At 42.4% G+C, this 16,248-nt stretch carries 15 protein-coding genes; 7 read left to right on the forward strand and 8 right to left on the reverse strand.

Annotation, left to right across the window (positions count from 1 at the left end):
- Nucleotides 1-48 precede the first annotated feature (48 nt).
- Nucleotides 49-912 carry a hypothetical protein gene (locus AC6RV6_RS21230; RefSeq protein ID WP_500242877.1) on the forward strand — a complete coding sequence of 288 codons (864 nt, stop codon included), beginning with the start codon at nucleotides 49-51 and terminating at the stop codon, nucleotides 910-912.
- 10 nt (nucleotides 913-922) lie between these two features.
- Here the strand turns inward: AC6RV6_RS21230 and AC6RV6_RS21235 are convergent, their stop codons facing one another.
- The 4 genes from AC6RV6_RS21235 to AC6RV6_RS21250 all read right to left on the reverse strand — a co-directional run bounded on the left by AC6RV6_RS21235 (nucleotide 923) and on the right by AC6RV6_RS21250 (nucleotide 6,619).
- A complete protein-coding gene (locus tag AC6RV6_RS21235; protein WP_500242878.1) occupies nucleotides 923-2,137 on the reverse strand; it encodes an FAD-dependent oxidoreductase in 1,215 nt (404 codons plus the stop codon).
- 32 nt (nucleotides 2,138-2,169) lie between these two features.
- On the reverse strand, nucleotides 2,170-3,708 hold the full coding sequence (locus tag AC6RV6_RS21240; protein WP_500242879.1) for a phytoene desaturase family protein: 1,539 nt from the start codon (nucleotides 3,706-3,708) through the stop codon (nucleotides 2,170-2,172).
- 224 nt (nucleotides 3,709-3,932) lie between these two features.
- A complete protein-coding gene (locus tag AC6RV6_RS21245) occupies nucleotides 3,933-5,279 on the reverse strand; it encodes an aminotransferase class I/II-fold pyridoxal phosphate-dependent enzyme (RefSeq protein ID WP_500242880.1) in 1,347 nt (448 codons plus the stop codon).
- Nucleotides 5,280-5,308: 29 nt separating this feature from the next.
- On the reverse strand, nucleotides 5,309-6,619 hold the full coding sequence (locus AC6RV6_RS21250; RefSeq protein ID WP_500242881.1) for a DUF3326 domain-containing protein: 1,311 nt from the start codon (nucleotides 6,617-6,619) through the stop codon (nucleotides 5,309-5,311).
- A gap of 269 nt (nucleotides 6,620-6,888) precedes the next feature.
- Here AC6RV6_RS21250 and dapB point away from each other — a divergent pair, with 269 nt between their 5' ends.
- The 4 genes from dapB (at nucleotide 6,889) to AC6RV6_RS21270 (ending at nucleotide 10,050) form a co-directional block, all read left to right on the forward strand.
- Nucleotides 6,889-7,716, forward strand: a complete 828-nt coding sequence (gene dapB / locus AC6RV6_RS21255; RefSeq protein ID WP_500242882.1) for a 4-hydroxy-tetrahydrodipicolinate reductase — start codon at nucleotides 6,889-6,891, stop codon at nucleotides 7,714-7,716.
- A 97-nt stretch (nucleotides 7,717-7,813) separates the two neighbouring features.
- Nucleotides 7,814-8,644, forward strand: coding sequence for a DUF8619 family protein (locus AC6RV6_RS21260; RefSeq protein WP_500242883.1), 831 nt, complete (start codon nucleotides 7,814-7,816; stop codon nucleotides 8,642-8,644).
- 36 nt (nucleotides 8,645-8,680) lie between these two features.
- Nucleotides 8,681-9,241: a GNAT family N-acetyltransferase gene (locus tag AC6RV6_RS21265; protein WP_500242884.1), complete on the forward strand. Its 561-nt coding sequence runs from the start codon at nucleotides 8,681-8,683 to the stop codon at nucleotides 9,239-9,241.
- A 377-nt stretch (nucleotides 9,242-9,618) separates the two neighbouring features.
- Nucleotides 9,619-10,050, forward strand: coding sequence for a hypothetical protein (locus AC6RV6_RS21270; protein WP_500242885.1), 432 nt, complete (start codon nucleotides 9,619-9,621; stop codon nucleotides 10,048-10,050).
- Nucleotides 10,051-10,353: 303 nt separating this feature from the next.
- Here AC6RV6_RS21270 and AC6RV6_RS21275 read toward each other — a convergent pair whose 3' ends face one another.
- A complete protein-coding gene (locus AC6RV6_RS21275) occupies nucleotides 10,354-11,559 on the reverse strand; it encodes a phosphoglycerate kinase (protein WP_500242886.1) in 1,206 nt (401 codons plus the stop codon).
- A 135-nt stretch (nucleotides 11,560-11,694) separates the two neighbouring features.
- Between AC6RV6_RS21275 and AC6RV6_RS21280 the strand changes: the two genes are divergently transcribed.
- Nucleotides 11,695-12,108 carry a universal stress protein gene (locus AC6RV6_RS21280; RefSeq protein WP_500242887.1) on the forward strand — a complete coding sequence of 138 codons (414 nt, stop codon included), beginning with the start codon at nucleotides 11,695-11,697 and terminating at the stop codon, nucleotides 12,106-12,108.
- 146 nt (nucleotides 12,109-12,254) lie between these two features.
- Here the strand turns inward: AC6RV6_RS21280 and AC6RV6_RS21285 are convergent, their stop codons facing one another.
- Nucleotides 12,255-13,199 (reverse strand): DMT family transporter, encoded by a 945-nt coding sequence (locus AC6RV6_RS21285; RefSeq protein ID WP_500242888.1) that lies wholly within the window; start codon nucleotides 13,197-13,199, stop codon nucleotides 12,255-12,257.
- A 251-nt stretch (nucleotides 13,200-13,450) separates the two neighbouring features.
- Here AC6RV6_RS21285 and AC6RV6_RS21290 point away from each other — a divergent pair, with 251 nt between their 5' ends.
- Nucleotides 13,451-13,663 carry a hypothetical protein gene (locus AC6RV6_RS21290; RefSeq protein ID WP_500242889.1) on the forward strand — a complete coding sequence of 71 codons (213 nt, stop codon included), beginning with the start codon at nucleotides 13,451-13,453 and terminating at the stop codon, nucleotides 13,661-13,663.
- Nucleotides 13,664-13,703: 40 nt separating this feature from the next.
- Here AC6RV6_RS21290 and der read toward each other — a convergent pair whose 3' ends face one another.
- Together der and AC6RV6_RS21300 are read right to left on the reverse strand one after the other, a co-directional pair.
- Entirely contained in the window at nucleotides 13,704-15,062 is a 1,359-nt protein-coding gene (gene der / locus AC6RV6_RS21295) for a ribosome biogenesis GTPase Der (RefSeq protein WP_500242890.1), read from the reverse strand.
- 442 nt (nucleotides 15,063-15,504) lie between these two features.
- A complete protein-coding gene (locus AC6RV6_RS21300) occupies nucleotides 15,505-15,891 on the reverse strand; it encodes a hypothetical protein (RefSeq protein ID WP_500242891.1) in 387 nt (128 codons plus the stop codon).
- Nucleotides 15,892-16,248: the final 357 nt, after the last annotated feature.

Raw genomic sequence — 16,248 nt, forward strand, 5'->3', positions numbered from 1 at the left:
CTGATTGATGGTGTGAGACTTTTCGTGGCAAAAGCACGATATTTTTAAATGCTTATGTCGTTAGCCGCTTTGTCTGCTTTATCAAAACCGACCGATTATATTCGCGATATTGATATTAATTATTTAGAGGTTTTTCTCAAGCTCTTAAATCTATTCGATTTGCAAAAAGAGTTAGAGCGACCCATTTCTCCTGTCACCGATCTCTCAGAACTTTTCAACGAAACCGATCGCACCCTACAAGCCTTAGAAACTGCCTTTGAAAAAATTAGCGCTTCTTGCAGTCACTGGACGATTAATAGTATTTTCGGATCGACGGCGATCGCATCCGTTCTCGAAAATTTAGTTCATCAAGTTCACCCTCAATTCGATGCGCTCCATCTCAAAGAATCGCAAGATCGCTGGAAAATCAAACAGTTCGGTCATCATTTAATTTCCGAACTCGTCGTGAGTATTTCTTTGAATTCTCTTGGGGTTTTAGCTAGTATCAATCCTATTCTCATGGGCGCAGGCATCGTTTCAACTGCGCTGGCAGAAACTTTGGTTCAATACGTTCTTAATATTTTCTCCGTACAATCATTTGCAATTTTTACCGAGTTAATTCGTCAAAGATTAAAAGAGTATTCTGAATTTCGAGATTTTGTTCCCGAATATCGAGTTTATACTTCTTTTTTTCAAACCCATCGCTATCAACAATCTTACGATCTCAATATCTCCGATTCTCGAGACAATTTAAAGGTTTTTAAGCTCATACACACCTTTTTAGAGGTCAAAAATCGTCAAAATTTATTGCAAGAAATCATTAAAATTCTAGAAAAAGATGAAGTTTTTCAAACGCGATTAAAGGAAAAATTTTCTCAACTCGGAGTTGTTTTTCTAAAAATGCTTTCGATGCTGGTAGAAATTAAACATTAATTGAAAATATTTATCTTAATAATTGAGCCACCCGAATAGCAGCAACAATCGCCCCTTCATGCAGTCCATCACCAAGATAAGCACCTGCATGGTAAGTATTATTTTCGCCATTAGTCGCCACAACTTCATCTCTATACTGAAACGCGGCAACGGTATATAAAGGGGTGTGATGTTCTTGAATATGGATGATTTTGTCCTGCGAGAGCAACTGATTTAAATTAAAGGCAAGACTATATTTTTGAGAGGATGAAATTCCACAAAGCTGATTGAGATAAGCATTATAGCCCCAAGATTTTTCAGTTTGAAAAAAGTCAAATTCTGAAAAGTTCTCAATGCCATAACGATCGTACATTGATGTATCGCAATGAATAATTGTTTTAGCATGGTTTACCTTCCAAGGAGAAAAGCGCTTGATTTCTACCTCAGTTGGATCGGATAATAACTCGAGGATGCGATCGGGAGGAGTCGCAAAAACAACCTTGTCAAATTGCTGCGTTACCCCATCCGCTAAACGAATATTAACCGAATCAACGGTTCGAGAAACTTCTTTGATTTTTGCATCGAGCCAAATCTTACCGCGAAAGCGATCGAGGATTTTTTCAACATAAGAATACACGCCATTTTTAATCCGTACCCAACTGACAAAAATGTAATCTTGAAGGGCTGGAATCGCCAATTCCGCCGGAAAATCATTGATCGTTTCAAAGGGCATTGAATAGCTATACATCGTCAGCAATTTTAACCAGCAATTCCGGATACATTGGCGCTGCAAATGTTGAGACATAGGCTGATTATAAAAATCCTGCATTTTAGCAAAACGAGTTTTCACCCACAACCCAGCCGATCGCGCATAAAGTGTATCGAGGCGCAAATATTCAAGGAAGCGTTGAATACCAGTAAAATTTTTACGAATGGTTCCTCCAGAAAGAAAATGGCGACCATCTTGTAGAAATAAACCCGAGCCAATATAAACAGGTTCTAATTCTACGTTTAATTCTTCCATTAAATCCAGAAAATTATGAAACTTAACCGGAAATTCAAGGACACCGGATTCTAAAATTTGGTCGCAGTTCGATTGATTGGGCCGAATATTTTTGTTTAAGGTGCGAATATGTCCGCCCAAAATCGTTTCTTTTTCAAAAAGTGTAACTTGATGGCCTTGTTTGTCGAGCAAATATGCCGTTACTAAGCCGCTTGCTCCGCCGCCAATAATTGCTATCTTCATGGTTTTACGATCTCTTTAAGTTTAGGGGATTTTTAAGTTTTGGCTAAAAGCAAATCTCCCGACAATTTCTGATACAAACTTGCCCCGGTCCAAAATGTCGGTGCAAATCCGGGATAGCCAGAAGAAGCATTACAAAAATAGAAATTATTTAAAGAAGTGTGGCAATCGAGCCGACCGATTCCCATGTTACGAGGGGTTAAGCTCGATCCATAAGAATTCCCCTCGGGACAGTTACAAAAATGCTCGTTTGTGGTGGGGCTGCCCGTCATTTGGAAAACCAGATGTTTTCTTAAATTGGGAATGTAGTTTCGTTCCATTACATCGAGAATGGAGTCGAGAATTTCTTGCTTTTTTTGTCGATATAATTTTTTATCTTTTTCCTTCAATTGCTTAAAATAAGTATAATTCGCAACTGTCAAAAACTCGATAATTTGACAATCTTCTGGGCAGTCTCGTTGCGCTTGGGTTAATAATGTTGGTGTGGTAATGGCAAAGCTCGGTTGAGAATAGTCGTGCTTTTCATACATTTGTGTAAACGCTTCATTCAAACTTTTCTGCTCTGTATGAAAAGTGTTCCATTCTCCAAATCCATAGTCTCGCAAGTCAATATCTTTAACGACACAATAAGCGACAAAGTTGGAGGGGGAATAATCATAAGCAAGTTTTTTCCGAACTGCTTGGGAGAATTTTTCTAAACCGATCGATCGCGCCGCTTTTTGGGGATCCATATTACAGATAATTGTGGCGGCAGTAAATTCACGAGTTTGCTGAGTGAGGCGATTAACAGCGCGAACGCCAGTGACTGTTTTATCCTGGAGTAAAAAGTCTTTCACTTCATAATTGTACAAAATCTCGCCGCCGTTTTCTTCAATCACTTTAACTAAAGCATCGATCGCAAATTCAAAATGTTTTGTCGGGTAAAATGCACCTTTTTGATAGCCTGTAAATAAAATTACCCACGCAAAAAAGGAAAGTTCCTCGGGAGGTAACAAAAAATCCGGCCATTGTAAGGCTAAAAGTGTTTGGGCTTCAAGAGGAAGATGAAAGCGATCGAAAACGTTTTGTAAGGTACTATTTAGATATTTTAAAGCACAGAAAACTTCACCAAAATTTTGTAATAAGTCAGCAGGTTTGCGGGGAGGCGATAATCTTTTGATGCCTTTGCTGGTTTTCTGGACTTCTTCCATAAATTGGCGCAAGGGACGGGCATCGGCAGGAAATAGAGCCTCGATACGCTGAATGAGTTCTTCGGTACTCGCGGGAATATTGAGGGAATAACCGGGCATTCTCATGCGATCGAAGCCATTGCGATCGTATTGATTGAAAGTAACAACTCGCTCTAAGCCGAGCTTTTTGAGAACTCGATTAACACTGCCTCCTTCACCACAGTCCCAAACATAATGCAGTTGTGCATTAAAACTATATTTTTTGGCCATGGTAAAGGTATGACCAAAACCGCCTGGATACTCGTGAGCCTCTAAGATTTGGACTTGCTTGCCGGATTTTGCCATCAATGCCCCAAATACTAAGGCTGATAAGCCACTGCCTACGCTCAGATAGTCCGTTTTCATTTTACAAGTTTGTCAAAATAGATGCCTGTCTAGTTCTAGAATTAGATTGCAACTGTCTCTATTTTAACGCCGCGATCGGGAAAATAATGTTGAGAAATGTCAATGAAATGAGGCTAAAAGGAAAAGGGAGAAAATGCCAGTAATCCTTTAATTTCAGTAATTTAAGGGGTTTTATCAAGCAAATTTGAGAGGCTCGATTGTAACATAATTTTTACATCAAAAAGCTAAAAATCCATGACTTCAATCGTGGGGTTGGAGGTAATATTTTTGAGATGCCATTCTGTAATTTCCTCTCCGGGGAAGAGGGCGGGAATACAGGGGGGAATTTTTTTGATGCTCGTACAACTAATAGAACCTTTGGCATTGTTGAGGGCAATCGGTTTTCTTTGGGAGGCAAAATAAGCATCTTTGGGCAAACATCGGACGACGGGAACGCGCACGAGGTGATGTTCTTCATAGAACCCTATCGGCTGGCGATCGCATAACATCTCAGAGACTTTTTCTAAGGCTGTTGCTACAATTTTAAAATCGCGATCGCCATTTTGATAGGAGAAAATCAAGAGCATTCCGCGCCGGTCAGAATATTCGCAATCTACCTCGCAAGCGAACAATAACTGCTCTAATTCTTGCCCGGAAGCGCGATCGCTCATAAGGAAAATTTTCAATGGATCTCCCACTCGCATATCGTAAGTGAGAATCTCATCAAAGCAAGTGAGTAAATTACGCAGGCGATCGCAATTTTCAAGGGCAAAATTTAATGCTTCTTGTCGAGAAGCACTAAAAGCAAGTTGGGTGGCTTCTTCAATACTGAGTAATAAAAGATTGCTGCGAGAAGTCGTTTCAAATATCCCCAGAGCCTCGCGGACTTCTCGTTCCGCGATCGCCGAAGATGGTGATAAATGTAACAAGGCAGTTTGCACCAAACTCCCGGCAAATTTATGCAAACTGTGAATGACGAGATCTGCGCCAAAATCGAGGGCAGAGGGTAAGTTTTGCGGGAAAAAGGGAAAATGCGTTCCATGTGCCTCATCAACTACCCAATCAATTTGTTGCTCCTGACAATAACGAGCAACCCGTTCTAAATCGAGAACGATGCCATCATAACTGGGACAGGTTAAAAAGAGCGCCGTTACTTCTCCTTCAGTAGTTTCTAAAGTTTGTACGACTTCTTCTGCGGTTGGCATTAAAGATCGAGAACGAATAAAAACGGGTTCGATCCCGGCTAAAACGAACCCGTGCAAAATGGAAAGATGGCTATTCAGAGCGATCGCAACTTTGCGATGTTTTCTCCCCAAAAGCGTGCAGGCTGCCAGAATCCCTTGAGTTGCACCTGATGTTAGGAAAAACGTATGTTGGGTTTGGTAGAGTCGAGCGCAAGTTATTTCCGCATCATGGCTTCTTTCGCGGGTAAAAAAAGGCAAATCGTAAGCATAGATGCGATCGCTAAAATAGTCTGATTGACCTTTTAGCCCTTGATGAGCGGGAGTGTGCAAGCGCACTTCAATTTCCGGCGTATAGGACGCGATCGCATTGTAAATCGAACGATTATCTCGGGTAGAATCCATCGTCATTTTTGCTAATGGGAAATGGTTAAAAACCTTTAGAGAAAAATGGGTTGCAAAGGAAGAATGGGGCGAGTTGTTGTTTCGGGGGCGATCCCGTGTCGCAAGGCTAAAAGCAGCCCGGCAGCTTCGAGATAACTGTTAACGTAATACAGTTGCTTGGCGCGATCTTCAACACCCAAGCGGGCAGGGGTAATTTCCGATTGAGTGTGATTGCCGCGAATTAAAATAATGGGAATATTCTGCTCGAGGGCGGTAAAGAAAGGAATATTCCCCACCGCACTTTCTGGCATGACCACGGCGGAAACATTTTCCAAGGAAATTACTTCAGACCCCGGTGCTAAAGGTTCGTCAACAGGCAGAGGACGGGGAGAATGGGTTAATCCTTTTAATGTCGAACAGAGAAAGGAACTCGAAATTAATTCCGCACCGTCTCGCGGGTCTCCCAAGGTGCCGAACATCGTATGTTCCCATTCGAGTAGTAGGGGGGAATGGGCGGCGGTAAACGGATAGAAATTGGTGGTCATGTGGGTAATTGTCGCTTCTGCACCGCCCCAAGGGTTGGGGATGGGTTCCCCATCGTAGTATTTTTTTCTGATTTCATCTTCGACAAAAAGCGTCGTTGAAAATGCCACGGATGTCGTGTCGGTTTCGGCGACAACATCGAGGGCTTTCATTAATTCGTCAATGCCAGAAAATTTCCCCGAGGCATGACCGTAAGCCGAAAAAGTACATTCGGTTTTAACGCGATCGCCTGTTACCACGACAGGATCGATATTAATGCCGCCAACGGTTCTTACGCCATTAATGGCATTGAGAATATTATTTAAAAAGAGGTCGTTTAAAGGTTTTTCAATCACCACCCCAATATCTTTGCGCGGCTCGGGTAAGAGTTTGAGATGACCGAGTAACAGGTGACAAATTAAATTTCCTTCTAAGTAAAGAACATTATCGTTCGCGTAGTATAAATCCGAAGCCGTGACGCAGTTGGGGTGAACGATCAAATAATCGCAGGCTTTGGCTAAAAGATTCATACTCGGGGTGGCATCGCCGGCAAAGCCGCCAATTTCTGCCCGAATGCCTGTAGGAATGAGATTAACGACAACAAACGGATGAGAACTAGCCGTCCGACGGGGACGCGGTGCTAATAAAGACGGCCAAATAGGCTGGCGATCGGTTTGGATAAAGCTGCATTCAAAAATCAACGTTTCGTCACGGATTTCAATTAAAATCAATCTCAGAGGAATCCCCGGTAAGGGAAATTGGGCAATTTTTTCGGCAATCTGACTCCAAGTTCTCTCATGAGAAGGGCATTTAATTTCAAAGTCTTTAACGAATACTTCAGACACGCCTAAGCTCCTCTTAATAGTGATTTGTTCGCGATCGCGTTTGTGCAGGTTGGTTTTGCGCGGTACTCGCAAAACCAATCAACAAAACTCACTCGGCTCAATTCTATTCACTTCATATAAGCAATAGAAGATTTTTAAAATATCTTAATGTAGCAATGTTAACAAGTCTAGCAATCCTTTGGTTCTCAAAGAAAAAGCGAAGGGAGTCAGGCAATGAGCAGCCATCTTGATAAAATAAAACTCAGCTTAAAGCTAGCGAGAGGAAAAGAATGGTTAATGAAGCAGCAATTCCCGTGGTTATCAACGGTGCGGGGGGCAAAATGGGGCGAGAAGTCATTAAAGCCGTGGCCGGAGCCGAAGATATGGTCTTGGTGGGGGCGGTAGACTTCAACGCCAATCTTTTAGGGCAAGATGCGGGAGTCGTGGCGGGGTGCGGCGAGTTGGAAGTTCCGATTTTGAACGATCTGCAAAGTATTTTAGTGGTGGCAACCCAAGAAAAAGTACAGGGGGTGATGGTAGATTTTACCCATCCTGACGGCGTTTACGAAAATGTTCGCAGCGCGATCGCTTATGGGGTACGTCCGGTGGTGGGAACGACGGGACTCAACCCAGAACAAATTAAAGATCTGACGGAGTTTGCCGAAAAAGCCAGCACGGGAGCGATAATCGCCCCTAATTTCTCCATTGGCGTGATTTTAATGCAGCAAGCCGCGATTCAAGCCGCGAAATATTTCGACCACGTAGAAATTATCGAACTGCACCACAACCAAAAGGCTGACGCACCAAGCGGAACGGCGATTAAAACGGCGCAGATGCTGGCAGAATTAGGGAAAACGTACAATCCGTCCTCTGTGGAAGAAACCGAACATTTAACCGGTGCGAGGGGAAGTGTCGGGGATGAAAATATCCGCATTCATAGCGTGCGTCTCCCCGGACTGATCGCCCATCAGGAGATTCTTTTCGGTTCTCCCGGTCAAATTTATACCCTGCGCCACGATACCAGCGATCGCGCTTCGTTTATGCCGGGGGTTCTTCTCGCCATTCGCAAAGTAACTGAATTAAAATCCTTAATATACGGTCTCGAGAAAATCCTCTAATCTTGAGGGAAATTTTCTGGATGTTAGGATTTTCACAATTTTTTTGAGGAGAATATTTCCCCATAACCAATAACTCACAACCAATAACCCATAATCAATGCTTATCTCTATTACTCGCGAAAAATTTGAACAGTTAGTCCCTGCGATCGCAACAGGGTCTCAATATGCTGCGATCTGGGGAACATTGAGAGATGTTTTGCGACGGCTGTTAATTTCTTTTGTGGGTGTGATTGTTCTTTTTGTATTAGATATTCTCTTTGGGGGAGTCGCTCAAGGGTTTAAGTTTATTTTAGGCATTGTTTTCGGGTTTTATTGGTTGTGGTCGCCGGTCTATTGGGCGAGCATACAAAATTCCTCCTATCGAAAATGGCGCTATAGCGGCTTTTGGCGGGGTCGCGTTTTGGATACTTTTATTACCGAAGATGTCATTGATGAGGCGGAAAGTTTTAATCGGTTGGGAGATTTGGTTATTGTCGAAAACCGCGAACGCCGCATTAATGTAGAAATTGGGGATAAGGCAGGCTTTAGAACCATTATTAAAGCCCCTTTGCAGCGCATTCATAAAGCGATCGCCCGAGGACAACCGGTAGAGTGCTTGGTCATGTCCAACGATCCCGATCTGGAAAATATTCGCAAGGTCAGCGATATTTATATTCCCAGTCAAGAGTTATGGGTGGGGGCGTATCCTTGTTTGCGGCGGGACTTTTTTATTGCCATGCGGGAAGATCTGCGCGATCGCTACGGCAAAAAAAAGGCTCGCAATGCACCTCCCCAGAAAAAACGACCCTCTCGTCGTCCTTCTCCCAGTCGCCGCACATCTGAGGAGAGTCGGAAAAGCGATCTCGACTATGCAGAAATGAGACGGCGCAGACAACGAGAGGATCGCCGTCGGGAAAGAGCAACAAGTCGGAAAGGTGAAGATTATTAAATAAGGTGTTAGCGATCGCATTATTTTTGCATCACAATGCTTGCCTCTAACAATATGCGAGAAAACGAGACAATTCATCTAGCCCGCCCTCAAAATTTGGCATATTTGCCCGATGTTGAAAGGGCTGCGGCGCGGATTTTCCATGATTATTTAGCAGAATTACAGTTTCCGGAAGAACTGCTCGATCGCCCCGTCCCAATGGCAAAATTACAACAAGCGCAACAAGAAAACTTGCTTTGGGTGGCTAGCGATCGCAACGATATCCCGGTCGGTTTTGCTTATGTCGAAAAACTGGGAGATTGTTGGCATTTGGAAGAATTAGATGTTCATCCTCAATCTCAAAAACAAGGGATCGGGAGTGCTTTGGTGAAAGCCGTTTGCGATCGAGCAAGAGAAATGAGAATTCCAGCTATTACTTTAACGACCTTTCGAGACATTCCTTGGAATGCTTCTTTTTATCAAAAATTGGGATTTCACGAGAGATCATTCTCAGAATGCAATATTGAACTACAAGGGCTGGTTACCGCCGAAAATCAACGCGGTTTACGACAAGATAAGCGAGTTATCATGTGTTATTATCTGCTTCCACAATATTAGGAAGAGTGCGATCTGAAATCTAGTTTTTTTTGTTAGCGATCGCAATCTTGATTCGCGAGTCGCAAAAAATTCAACTTTTTCTACAAGCCGTCCTGCCAACACCAAAAATTCTGAACCATCAAAACTCATTGTCTTGATTTTGTATTTTCATTAGTATTATGGATAGTTTTCCGAATTTGATATAAAGTGCGATCGCACTTGCAAATAGTAACTTTAGAGAATGTGTTAGTAACAGTATAACTCACTAAATCTTCAGGATTTGAGAGTTTGTTACATTTCATTAACGCACTCAACAGCAATTGGCATTCATTACTATCCATCTATTATACTTAGGCATATTAGATTTGAGAAAATACAGATTTAGAAGGATATCTCTAATGCAATCATTAAATATACGTCGTTTTTTCGTAATAATTGGTGTTTTATTACTGTCTGCATTTATTATGCTTCAAGGACAAAGCCCAGCTATAGCAGCAATAACTAATAGTCAAGCAGACACAATTACAAAATGTCTAAATTCACACGTTAAAACGGTAGGTGTTCCAGATAATCCTAATGCGGTTATGGCAGACATCTCGAAAGATCAGTTGTATTCGTGCTTTAGCCCTGAGTTCTCTGTTTTTAGTTGGGGATCTAGTATTGCTGACGATGTATTTAGTTGCTTACAAGGGAATGTCCAGTACAGTTTTGGTGGCAACAATGTTGTTTACTATTACGGTCAACATGTTGCACTGGTGGATGCAAACTACTCTGAAGACACCGTAAAAAAATGTTCCGAAAAGTACTCAGATGATTATTACTGGCAGTAGAACTCGTAGGATGCGTTAGCAACAGCTTAACGCATCAAAAAATCACCGCAATTGACCTATTATAGTCATTTCAAATAAAAATGAAACACCTTTTTTCGACTGAACCGCTTTAATAGCAAGACAGCTTTGTCGCAATCTAAATTGAAATGACTATACAACTTCCTTGAATGTGGTATTTAATAAAAAAGAGGGTTATACTTTAAACCCTCTTTTTTGTTGATTTTAACTTTGTTTGCGTTATTGGCCTTCCTATCTAAAAAAGAGGCGCGATCGCGCCCCTTCTACAATTAGCCTAAAATATAATTAAGCATCATTCAGTGCGTCAATACCGGGAAGAGTTTTTCCTTCCAAGAGTTCCAAACTGGCACCGCCACCAGTCGAAATATGACTCATTTTCTCAGCAACACCCACTTTTTCCACGGCTGCAACCGAGTCGCCACCGCCGATAATCGTGATGCAGCCTTTCGGAGTCAAACCCGCCAAAGTATGCGCGATCGCTTCAGTCCCCGGAGCAAATTTATCGAATTCAAAAACCCCCATCGGACCATTCCAAATCACGCATTTACAATCTTCTAAAGCCGCTTGGAAAGTCTTTACAGAGTCAGGCCCGATATCCAAACCCATCCAACCCTCGGGAATCGCATCAACGCTAACCGTTTGAGCATTCGCATCCGGTGCAAAATTATCCGCAACCACAACATCCGTTGGTAACAATAACTCGACTCCTTTCTCTTTGGCTTTTGCTTCCAAAGTCTTAGCCAATTCCAGTTTATCTTCTTCTACCAAAGACTTACCCACGCTCAAACCCCGAGCCTTGTAGAACGTGAAAATCATGCCGCCGCCGATGAGCAACTTGTCACACTTATCCAACAACGTCTCGATCACGCCGATTTTGCTAGAAACCTTAGAGCCGCCGATAATTGCCGCCAAAGGACGTTGCGGATTGTCGATCGCTCCTTGTAAGAATTGTAATTCTTTCTCGATCAAATAGCCCGCCACGCTTGTTTCTAGAACCTTGGTGACTCCTTCCGTAGAAGCATGGGCGCGGTGTGCCGTCCCAAAAGCCTCATTCACGTAGATATCTGCATTCGCCGCTAACTTCTTGGCAAATTCGGGATCGTTTTTCTCTTCTTCAGCGTAAAAACGAACATTTTCCAACAAAGCAACATCGCCATTGTTCATGCTACCGACCACAGAAGCTACGGCATCGCCGATACAATCGGAACACATGGTGACATTTTTACCCAACAATTCCGATAGGCGCTTTGCCACGGGGGTCAGGCGCAATTCCTCTTTGACCTGTCCCTTGGGGCGACCCATGTGGCTCGAAAGCAATACCTTTGCGCCTTTTTTCGTTAATTCTTGGATCGTCGGCAATGCGGCTCGAATCCGCGTATCATCAGTAATTGCGCCCTTATCGTCCAAAGGAACATTAAAATCGGCGCGAACCAAAACCCGTTTGCCAGATAAATCCGCTTCTGATAAATTTGCTACAGTTTTCTTAGGCACAAGAATATCCTCCTGTTTTCGTTTGAGTTTCTCAAAATGCGATTCAATATTGCTAGGGAATCTAGATTTTCCCAAGTTGGGGGATCGAATCCCTAGCCGATTGTACAGGAGCGGGTGTTACTGGAGATACAGTTTATGTTTAAAACGGTTCTATTACCTCTCGATGCTAGCCCAGAAGCAGCCAACGCGATGAAAGTGGTGGCGGATCTCGTCCGCAAATACGAAAGTCGCCTGATTTTGCTCTCCGTCGTTGAAGCACCGACCATCGAACAGGAGACGAAAGCACAAGAGGTTATGAGTTCTGTCCAACAGGTGGAAAAATTGCTCGAGGGTGCAAAAACAGCATTTTCCAGCGAAGGGATCGAGGCAGAAACTGTCGAACGGGAAGGAATGCCTTCTTTTACGATTTGCGATGTCGCGGACGAACTCGATGTCAATCTGATTGTGATGGGGTCTCGCGGTATGGGATTGACGGCGGAAGGGGCAGCAGAAAGCGTCACCAATCGCGTGATTAATTTATCCCCCTGTCCGGTTTTAATCGTTCCTTAATGTTGTTAGTTATTGGTTGTTGGTTATTGGTTATTGGCATTTTTTCTCCACCTTGTCAACGATTGTTATTTGTCGTTCCTTGATAACTGATAACTGATAACTGATAACTGATAACTGATAACTGATAACTGATGCGATCGCTACTTTTATCCTTGAGAATTACTCTTTTGCGGTGCATTGGTTAATGAGATATAAACTCCCAATAAGATTAGAATTGATGCGGCAATTTGCCACGGGTTCAATTTCTCGGCAAATATCAACCACGCTCCTATATAGGCGATTATTGGCGTAACTAAAAATTGCATCGACACAACACTTGCGGGCAAAATTTTCAGACTTTTCATTAGTCCTCCCCAGCCAATAACCTGAATGCCAAATCCTAAGACGATAACAGATATCCAAGCTTGCAGGGATGAAGGAAATATGGCTTGGCCATCGATGATTAGTTCGACTAAGGTTACCAATGATGTAATGAGGCAGACCCAAAACAAGATCGATTTTATACTAATTGCTTGTAGTAGTCTTTCTGAAACAATAAGATAGATGGCGGAGCAAAATGCGGAGAATCCTGCCTCAATATCGCCAATAACGCTATTATCTTGTAAATTAAAATCTCCACATAATAATGCGATCGCACCTAAAATCGCGATCCCCACCCCTAATAAATATTTTCCGCCAAATATTTCTTTAAAAACGATCCATGCAATTAAGACGCTAAAAGGCACGATCGTATTGTGCAGCGTAGTGCAATTGGCGATGTTGGTCAGGGTAAAAGAATGCGCCCAAACAATATGATCGACCAGATTCACAATTCCGAGGAAAAGTATGAGTAAACTTGTATATCTCGGGCTGGAATTTTCTGTGGCGATCGTTCTTTCTACCTCGAGTTGTTTGGATAAAGTTAAACGCTCTATGCCAAACCAAATTCCAAAAACTACCGTTGCTATCCAGAAACGGTTAAAAACTGTTGCTGTAGCACTCAGTTCTAGTTCGCTAATTTTATAAAAAATTCCAGAAGATGCAAATACTAATGTTGCTAACACAAATATTCCTAAGGCAATAAACTTTTCTGACTGCAAAAAATTATTCATTTTGTTTTTAAAATTGGTAGTTCTGACAAATATTAAACAAGAAAAAATTGGTTATTCCGGTCATGAAATGCGTTCATGTGAGAACATAAATTTACAAGCAGTATATTCAGTCAAAAGAGATGTACACAAAAGTCTCGACTTTGATGACGATCGCTTTAGTTCTCGATTTGGAGAGCGCGTTACTCTCTCCGAGAATATCACGCATTCTCGGAGGGAGCAAACGATCGGGATATCTCTCGAAAGCGATAAATATGAAATTTTTTCCTTGTCCAGAAAAATTTCCTACCGCAAGAATAAATCTGTTCTTATTTAAAGCGATCGCTCAATGTTGCGGCTTGGCGATCGCCGATAACTCAAATCCTACCAATGTTCGACATAAGGACGCAAATCAAGTTCAAATGTTCATGCCGTGCGGTCTTGATGAGCCAGATAGAAGACTGTATCCGCAATGCGATCGAGGTTAAGAAAAAGCAAGTCTATTGCTAACTAGGAAAATAAGGACATCTAAACTCTCGTCGCCCGGTTTGAAGTTCTTTCCATTTCTCGAACCTTTTTCCCACGCCAAAGAATGCGAATGGGCGTTCCCGTGAAATTCAGTTGTTCTCGGAACTGGCGATCGATATAGCGGCGATATCCTTCATTAAAACGCTTGGGATCGTTAACAAAAAGGGTAATAGTTGGCGGTTGAATGCTAACCTGCGTTCCATAATAAATCTTCCCTTGTTTTCCTTGACGAGAAGTCGGAGGAGAATGCCATTCGGTTGCTTCTTGAAGAACTTCATTAATTACCGAGGTACTAATGCGTCGTTGATGAGATTCTACTGCCGTATCGACCAAGTTGAACACTTTTTCCACTCGTTTTCCCGTTAAGGCACTAATAAATAAAGGTTCAGCCCAATCCAAAAAGAATAAGCGGTCTTTGACTTGTTTTTCGTAGTCATAAATCGTGTAAGAATCTTTTTCGATCGCATCCCATTTATTAATCGCTAAAATTGCTGCCCGTCCTTCTTCAATAATGCGGTTTGCTAACTTTTGATCTTGTTCGGTTACGCCATCGATCGCATCTAAGACGAGAATCACCACATCGGCGCGACGAATGGCTTTAAAGGCACGATTAATACTAAAAAATTCTGCCCCGTACTGTACGTTTTTCTTCCTCCGAATTCCTGCTGTATCGATAAGACGATAATATTTTCCCTCTCGTTCTACTCGCATATCGATCGCATCCCGCGTGGTTCCAGAAATCGGGCTGACAATAGAACGATTCTCCCCGGTTAGCGTATTCAGCAAAGTCGATTTACCAACATTGGGACGACCGACGATCGCTACCCTTGTTTCGGGAATATCCGGAATTTCTTCGGGAGTAGGTAACGCCTTAATCATTTCATCGAGGAGTTCTCCCGTCCCATTGCCATGAATAGCCGAGACGGGATAGGGTTCGCCGCACCCTAATTCCCAAAATTGCGCCGCTTGTACGAGACCTTGTTCGGAAGATTCGCATTTATTGACCGCCAGAAAGACCGGGACGGTTTGTACGCGCAACCATTGGGCGATTTCTTCATCGGCGGGAACCGGGCCGCTTTGTCCGTCTACTACGAAGATCGCCGCACTCGCTTCTTGTAGTGCAGCCATTGCCTGTTCTCGGATCGAGGGTAAAAATTCTGTATCGTCATCGAAGACTAACCCTCCCGTATCCACTACGAGAAAATCCCGATCTTGCCAGAAGGCTTCTTGATAAGTGCGATCGCGAGTAATTCCCGGTTCGTCATGAACGATGGCGTTACGGTTAGCGGCTAAACGGTTGACAAAGGTGGATTTGCCGACATTAGGACGACCGATAATAGCAACAATAGGGAGAGACATGGTAATACTTAGCTTAGAATTTTATGAATCATAGGGAGAGAAAGAGATGCGCGATCGCTGAAAGGCAAAACTCTCAATCTTTCTATGATAGCGAATAAAAACAAAAACTCCTACGCTCTACTGGCAAGCGGGATATTTCTTCACTATCAAAATTATTGGGTCTTAATTTACGACGTTATCTGAGAAAGTTTATCAAGTATTCTATTTTTACCCGAGCAAAATGCTATTGCATGGATGCAAAAAAAATTCACAAGTCATTTTACCGTCCCTATCTTATCAGGAAAGTTTGTCAATAATGGTAAGAAATTTCTCAAATTCTCTATTTTTCACTAAGTTTATTTTTTAAAGCAATCGCAAACTAAGATAAACACCCTAAATAATACAATGCAGGACGATCGACAATACAGCAAGCCAAATCCGAGAAAACTTGATACCGATGAAATTAAGCGAGTTTTTCCCACAAATTGTTATGCAAACGCCGCTTTCCTCCTCTTCGACCAGTTGCTAGCTTTTTGAGATTGGTTTTTTCAAATTCTGCTTGCTCTTCTTTTGCAGCTTCCGACAAAGCAGGAACAGAATATTTGATATAGAATTCTCCTCGATATTGGAACTCGATGCGATCGATCTCCATATCTTGGAGGAAGGCAGTATGAGTGCGAAAGGTGTCAATTGCCCGATTTAAGTCGTTTCGGTCGGTAAAATTCAGGCGAATTTCCCGCGTACCAATGAGATGTAAGGACGGAAGGGAAATATCCAGACAAAGGCAGATCAAGTCTTCGATGCGTCTTTCCAAATCATACTCGAAATGAAAAAAGAGATTATCTTGCATGATTCTCCTCAGTGAAATTACTTATCGGTTCAATTCTGTCACAAACTACCTCCCGTTTTCAAGAGAAAAGGAAACTTTTTTTAGTCGTGTCATGATTTATTAAGATTTTGTCGAGAGGGGGAGAAGAAATCACAAAAATGTTACTTATGATACCTAAAAACCGAAAAACTGCGAAATTCAGGCGATCTCAGATCTCTCTCAAGAAATATCAGCCAATTCAACTAACAAAACTGCCCTTTTCACGGTTGCATTGCGATCGCTTTTCTCTCCAGAAGGGAAAAACTTAACATCATTTTTAAAATTAATATAGCAATTCCCTAATTCATGAGGTACAGTAGCAGCAATGAGTGTACCAAT

It is taken from the genome of Spirulina sp. LEGE 11439, from assembly GCF_059821285.1.

Bases quoted from the DNA above. Each gene is read 5' to 3' on its own strand.
- AC6RV6_RS21270 (WP_500242885.1), top strand. From the start codon at position 9,619: ATGCAATCATTAAATATACGTCGTTTTTTCGTAATAATTGGTGTTTTA.
- AC6RV6_RS21245 (WP_500242880.1), bottom strand. From the start codon at position 5,279: ATGACGATGGATTCTACCCGAGATAATCGTTCGATTTACAATGCGATC.
- der (WP_500242890.1), bottom strand. From the start codon at position 15,062: ATGTCTCTCCCTATTGTTGCTATTATCGGTCGTCCTAATGTCGGCAAA.
- AC6RV6_RS21280 (WP_500242887.1), top strand. From the start codon at position 11,695: ATGTTTAAAACGGTTCTATTACCTCTCGATGCTAGCCCAGAAGCAGCC.
- AC6RV6_RS21230 (WP_500242877.1), top strand. From the start codon at position 49: ATGCTTATGTCGTTAGCCGCTTTGTCTGCTTTATCAAAACCGACCGAT.
- AC6RV6_RS21240 (WP_500242879.1), bottom strand. From the start codon at position 3,708: ATGAAAACGGACTATCTGAGCGTAGGCAGTGGCTTATCAGCCTTAGTA.
- AC6RV6_RS21300 (WP_500242891.1), bottom strand. From the start codon at position 15,891: ATGCAAGATAATCTCTTTTTTCATTTCGAGTATGATTTGGAAAGACGC.
- AC6RV6_RS21290 (WP_500242889.1), top strand. From the start codon at position 13,451: ATGAAATTTTTTCCTTGTCCAGAAAAATTTCCTACCGCAAGAATAAAT.
- AC6RV6_RS21260 (WP_500242883.1), top strand. From the start codon at position 7,814: ATGCTTATCTCTATTACTCGCGAAAAATTTGAACAGTTAGTCCCTGCG.
- AC6RV6_RS21265 (WP_500242884.1), top strand. From the start codon at position 8,681: ATGCTTGCCTCTAACAATATGCGAGAAAACGAGACAATTCATCTAGCC.
- AC6RV6_RS21285 (WP_500242888.1), bottom strand. From the start codon at position 13,199: ATGAATAATTTTTTGCAGTCAGAAAAGTTTATTGCCTTAGGAATATTT.
- dapB (WP_500242882.1), top strand. From the start codon at position 6,889: ATGGTTAATGAAGCAGCAATTCCCGTGGTTATCAACGGTGCGGGGGGC.
- AC6RV6_RS21235 (WP_500242878.1), bottom strand. From the start codon at position 2,137: ATGAAGATAGCAATTATTGGCGGCGGAGCAAGCGGCTTAGTAACGGCA.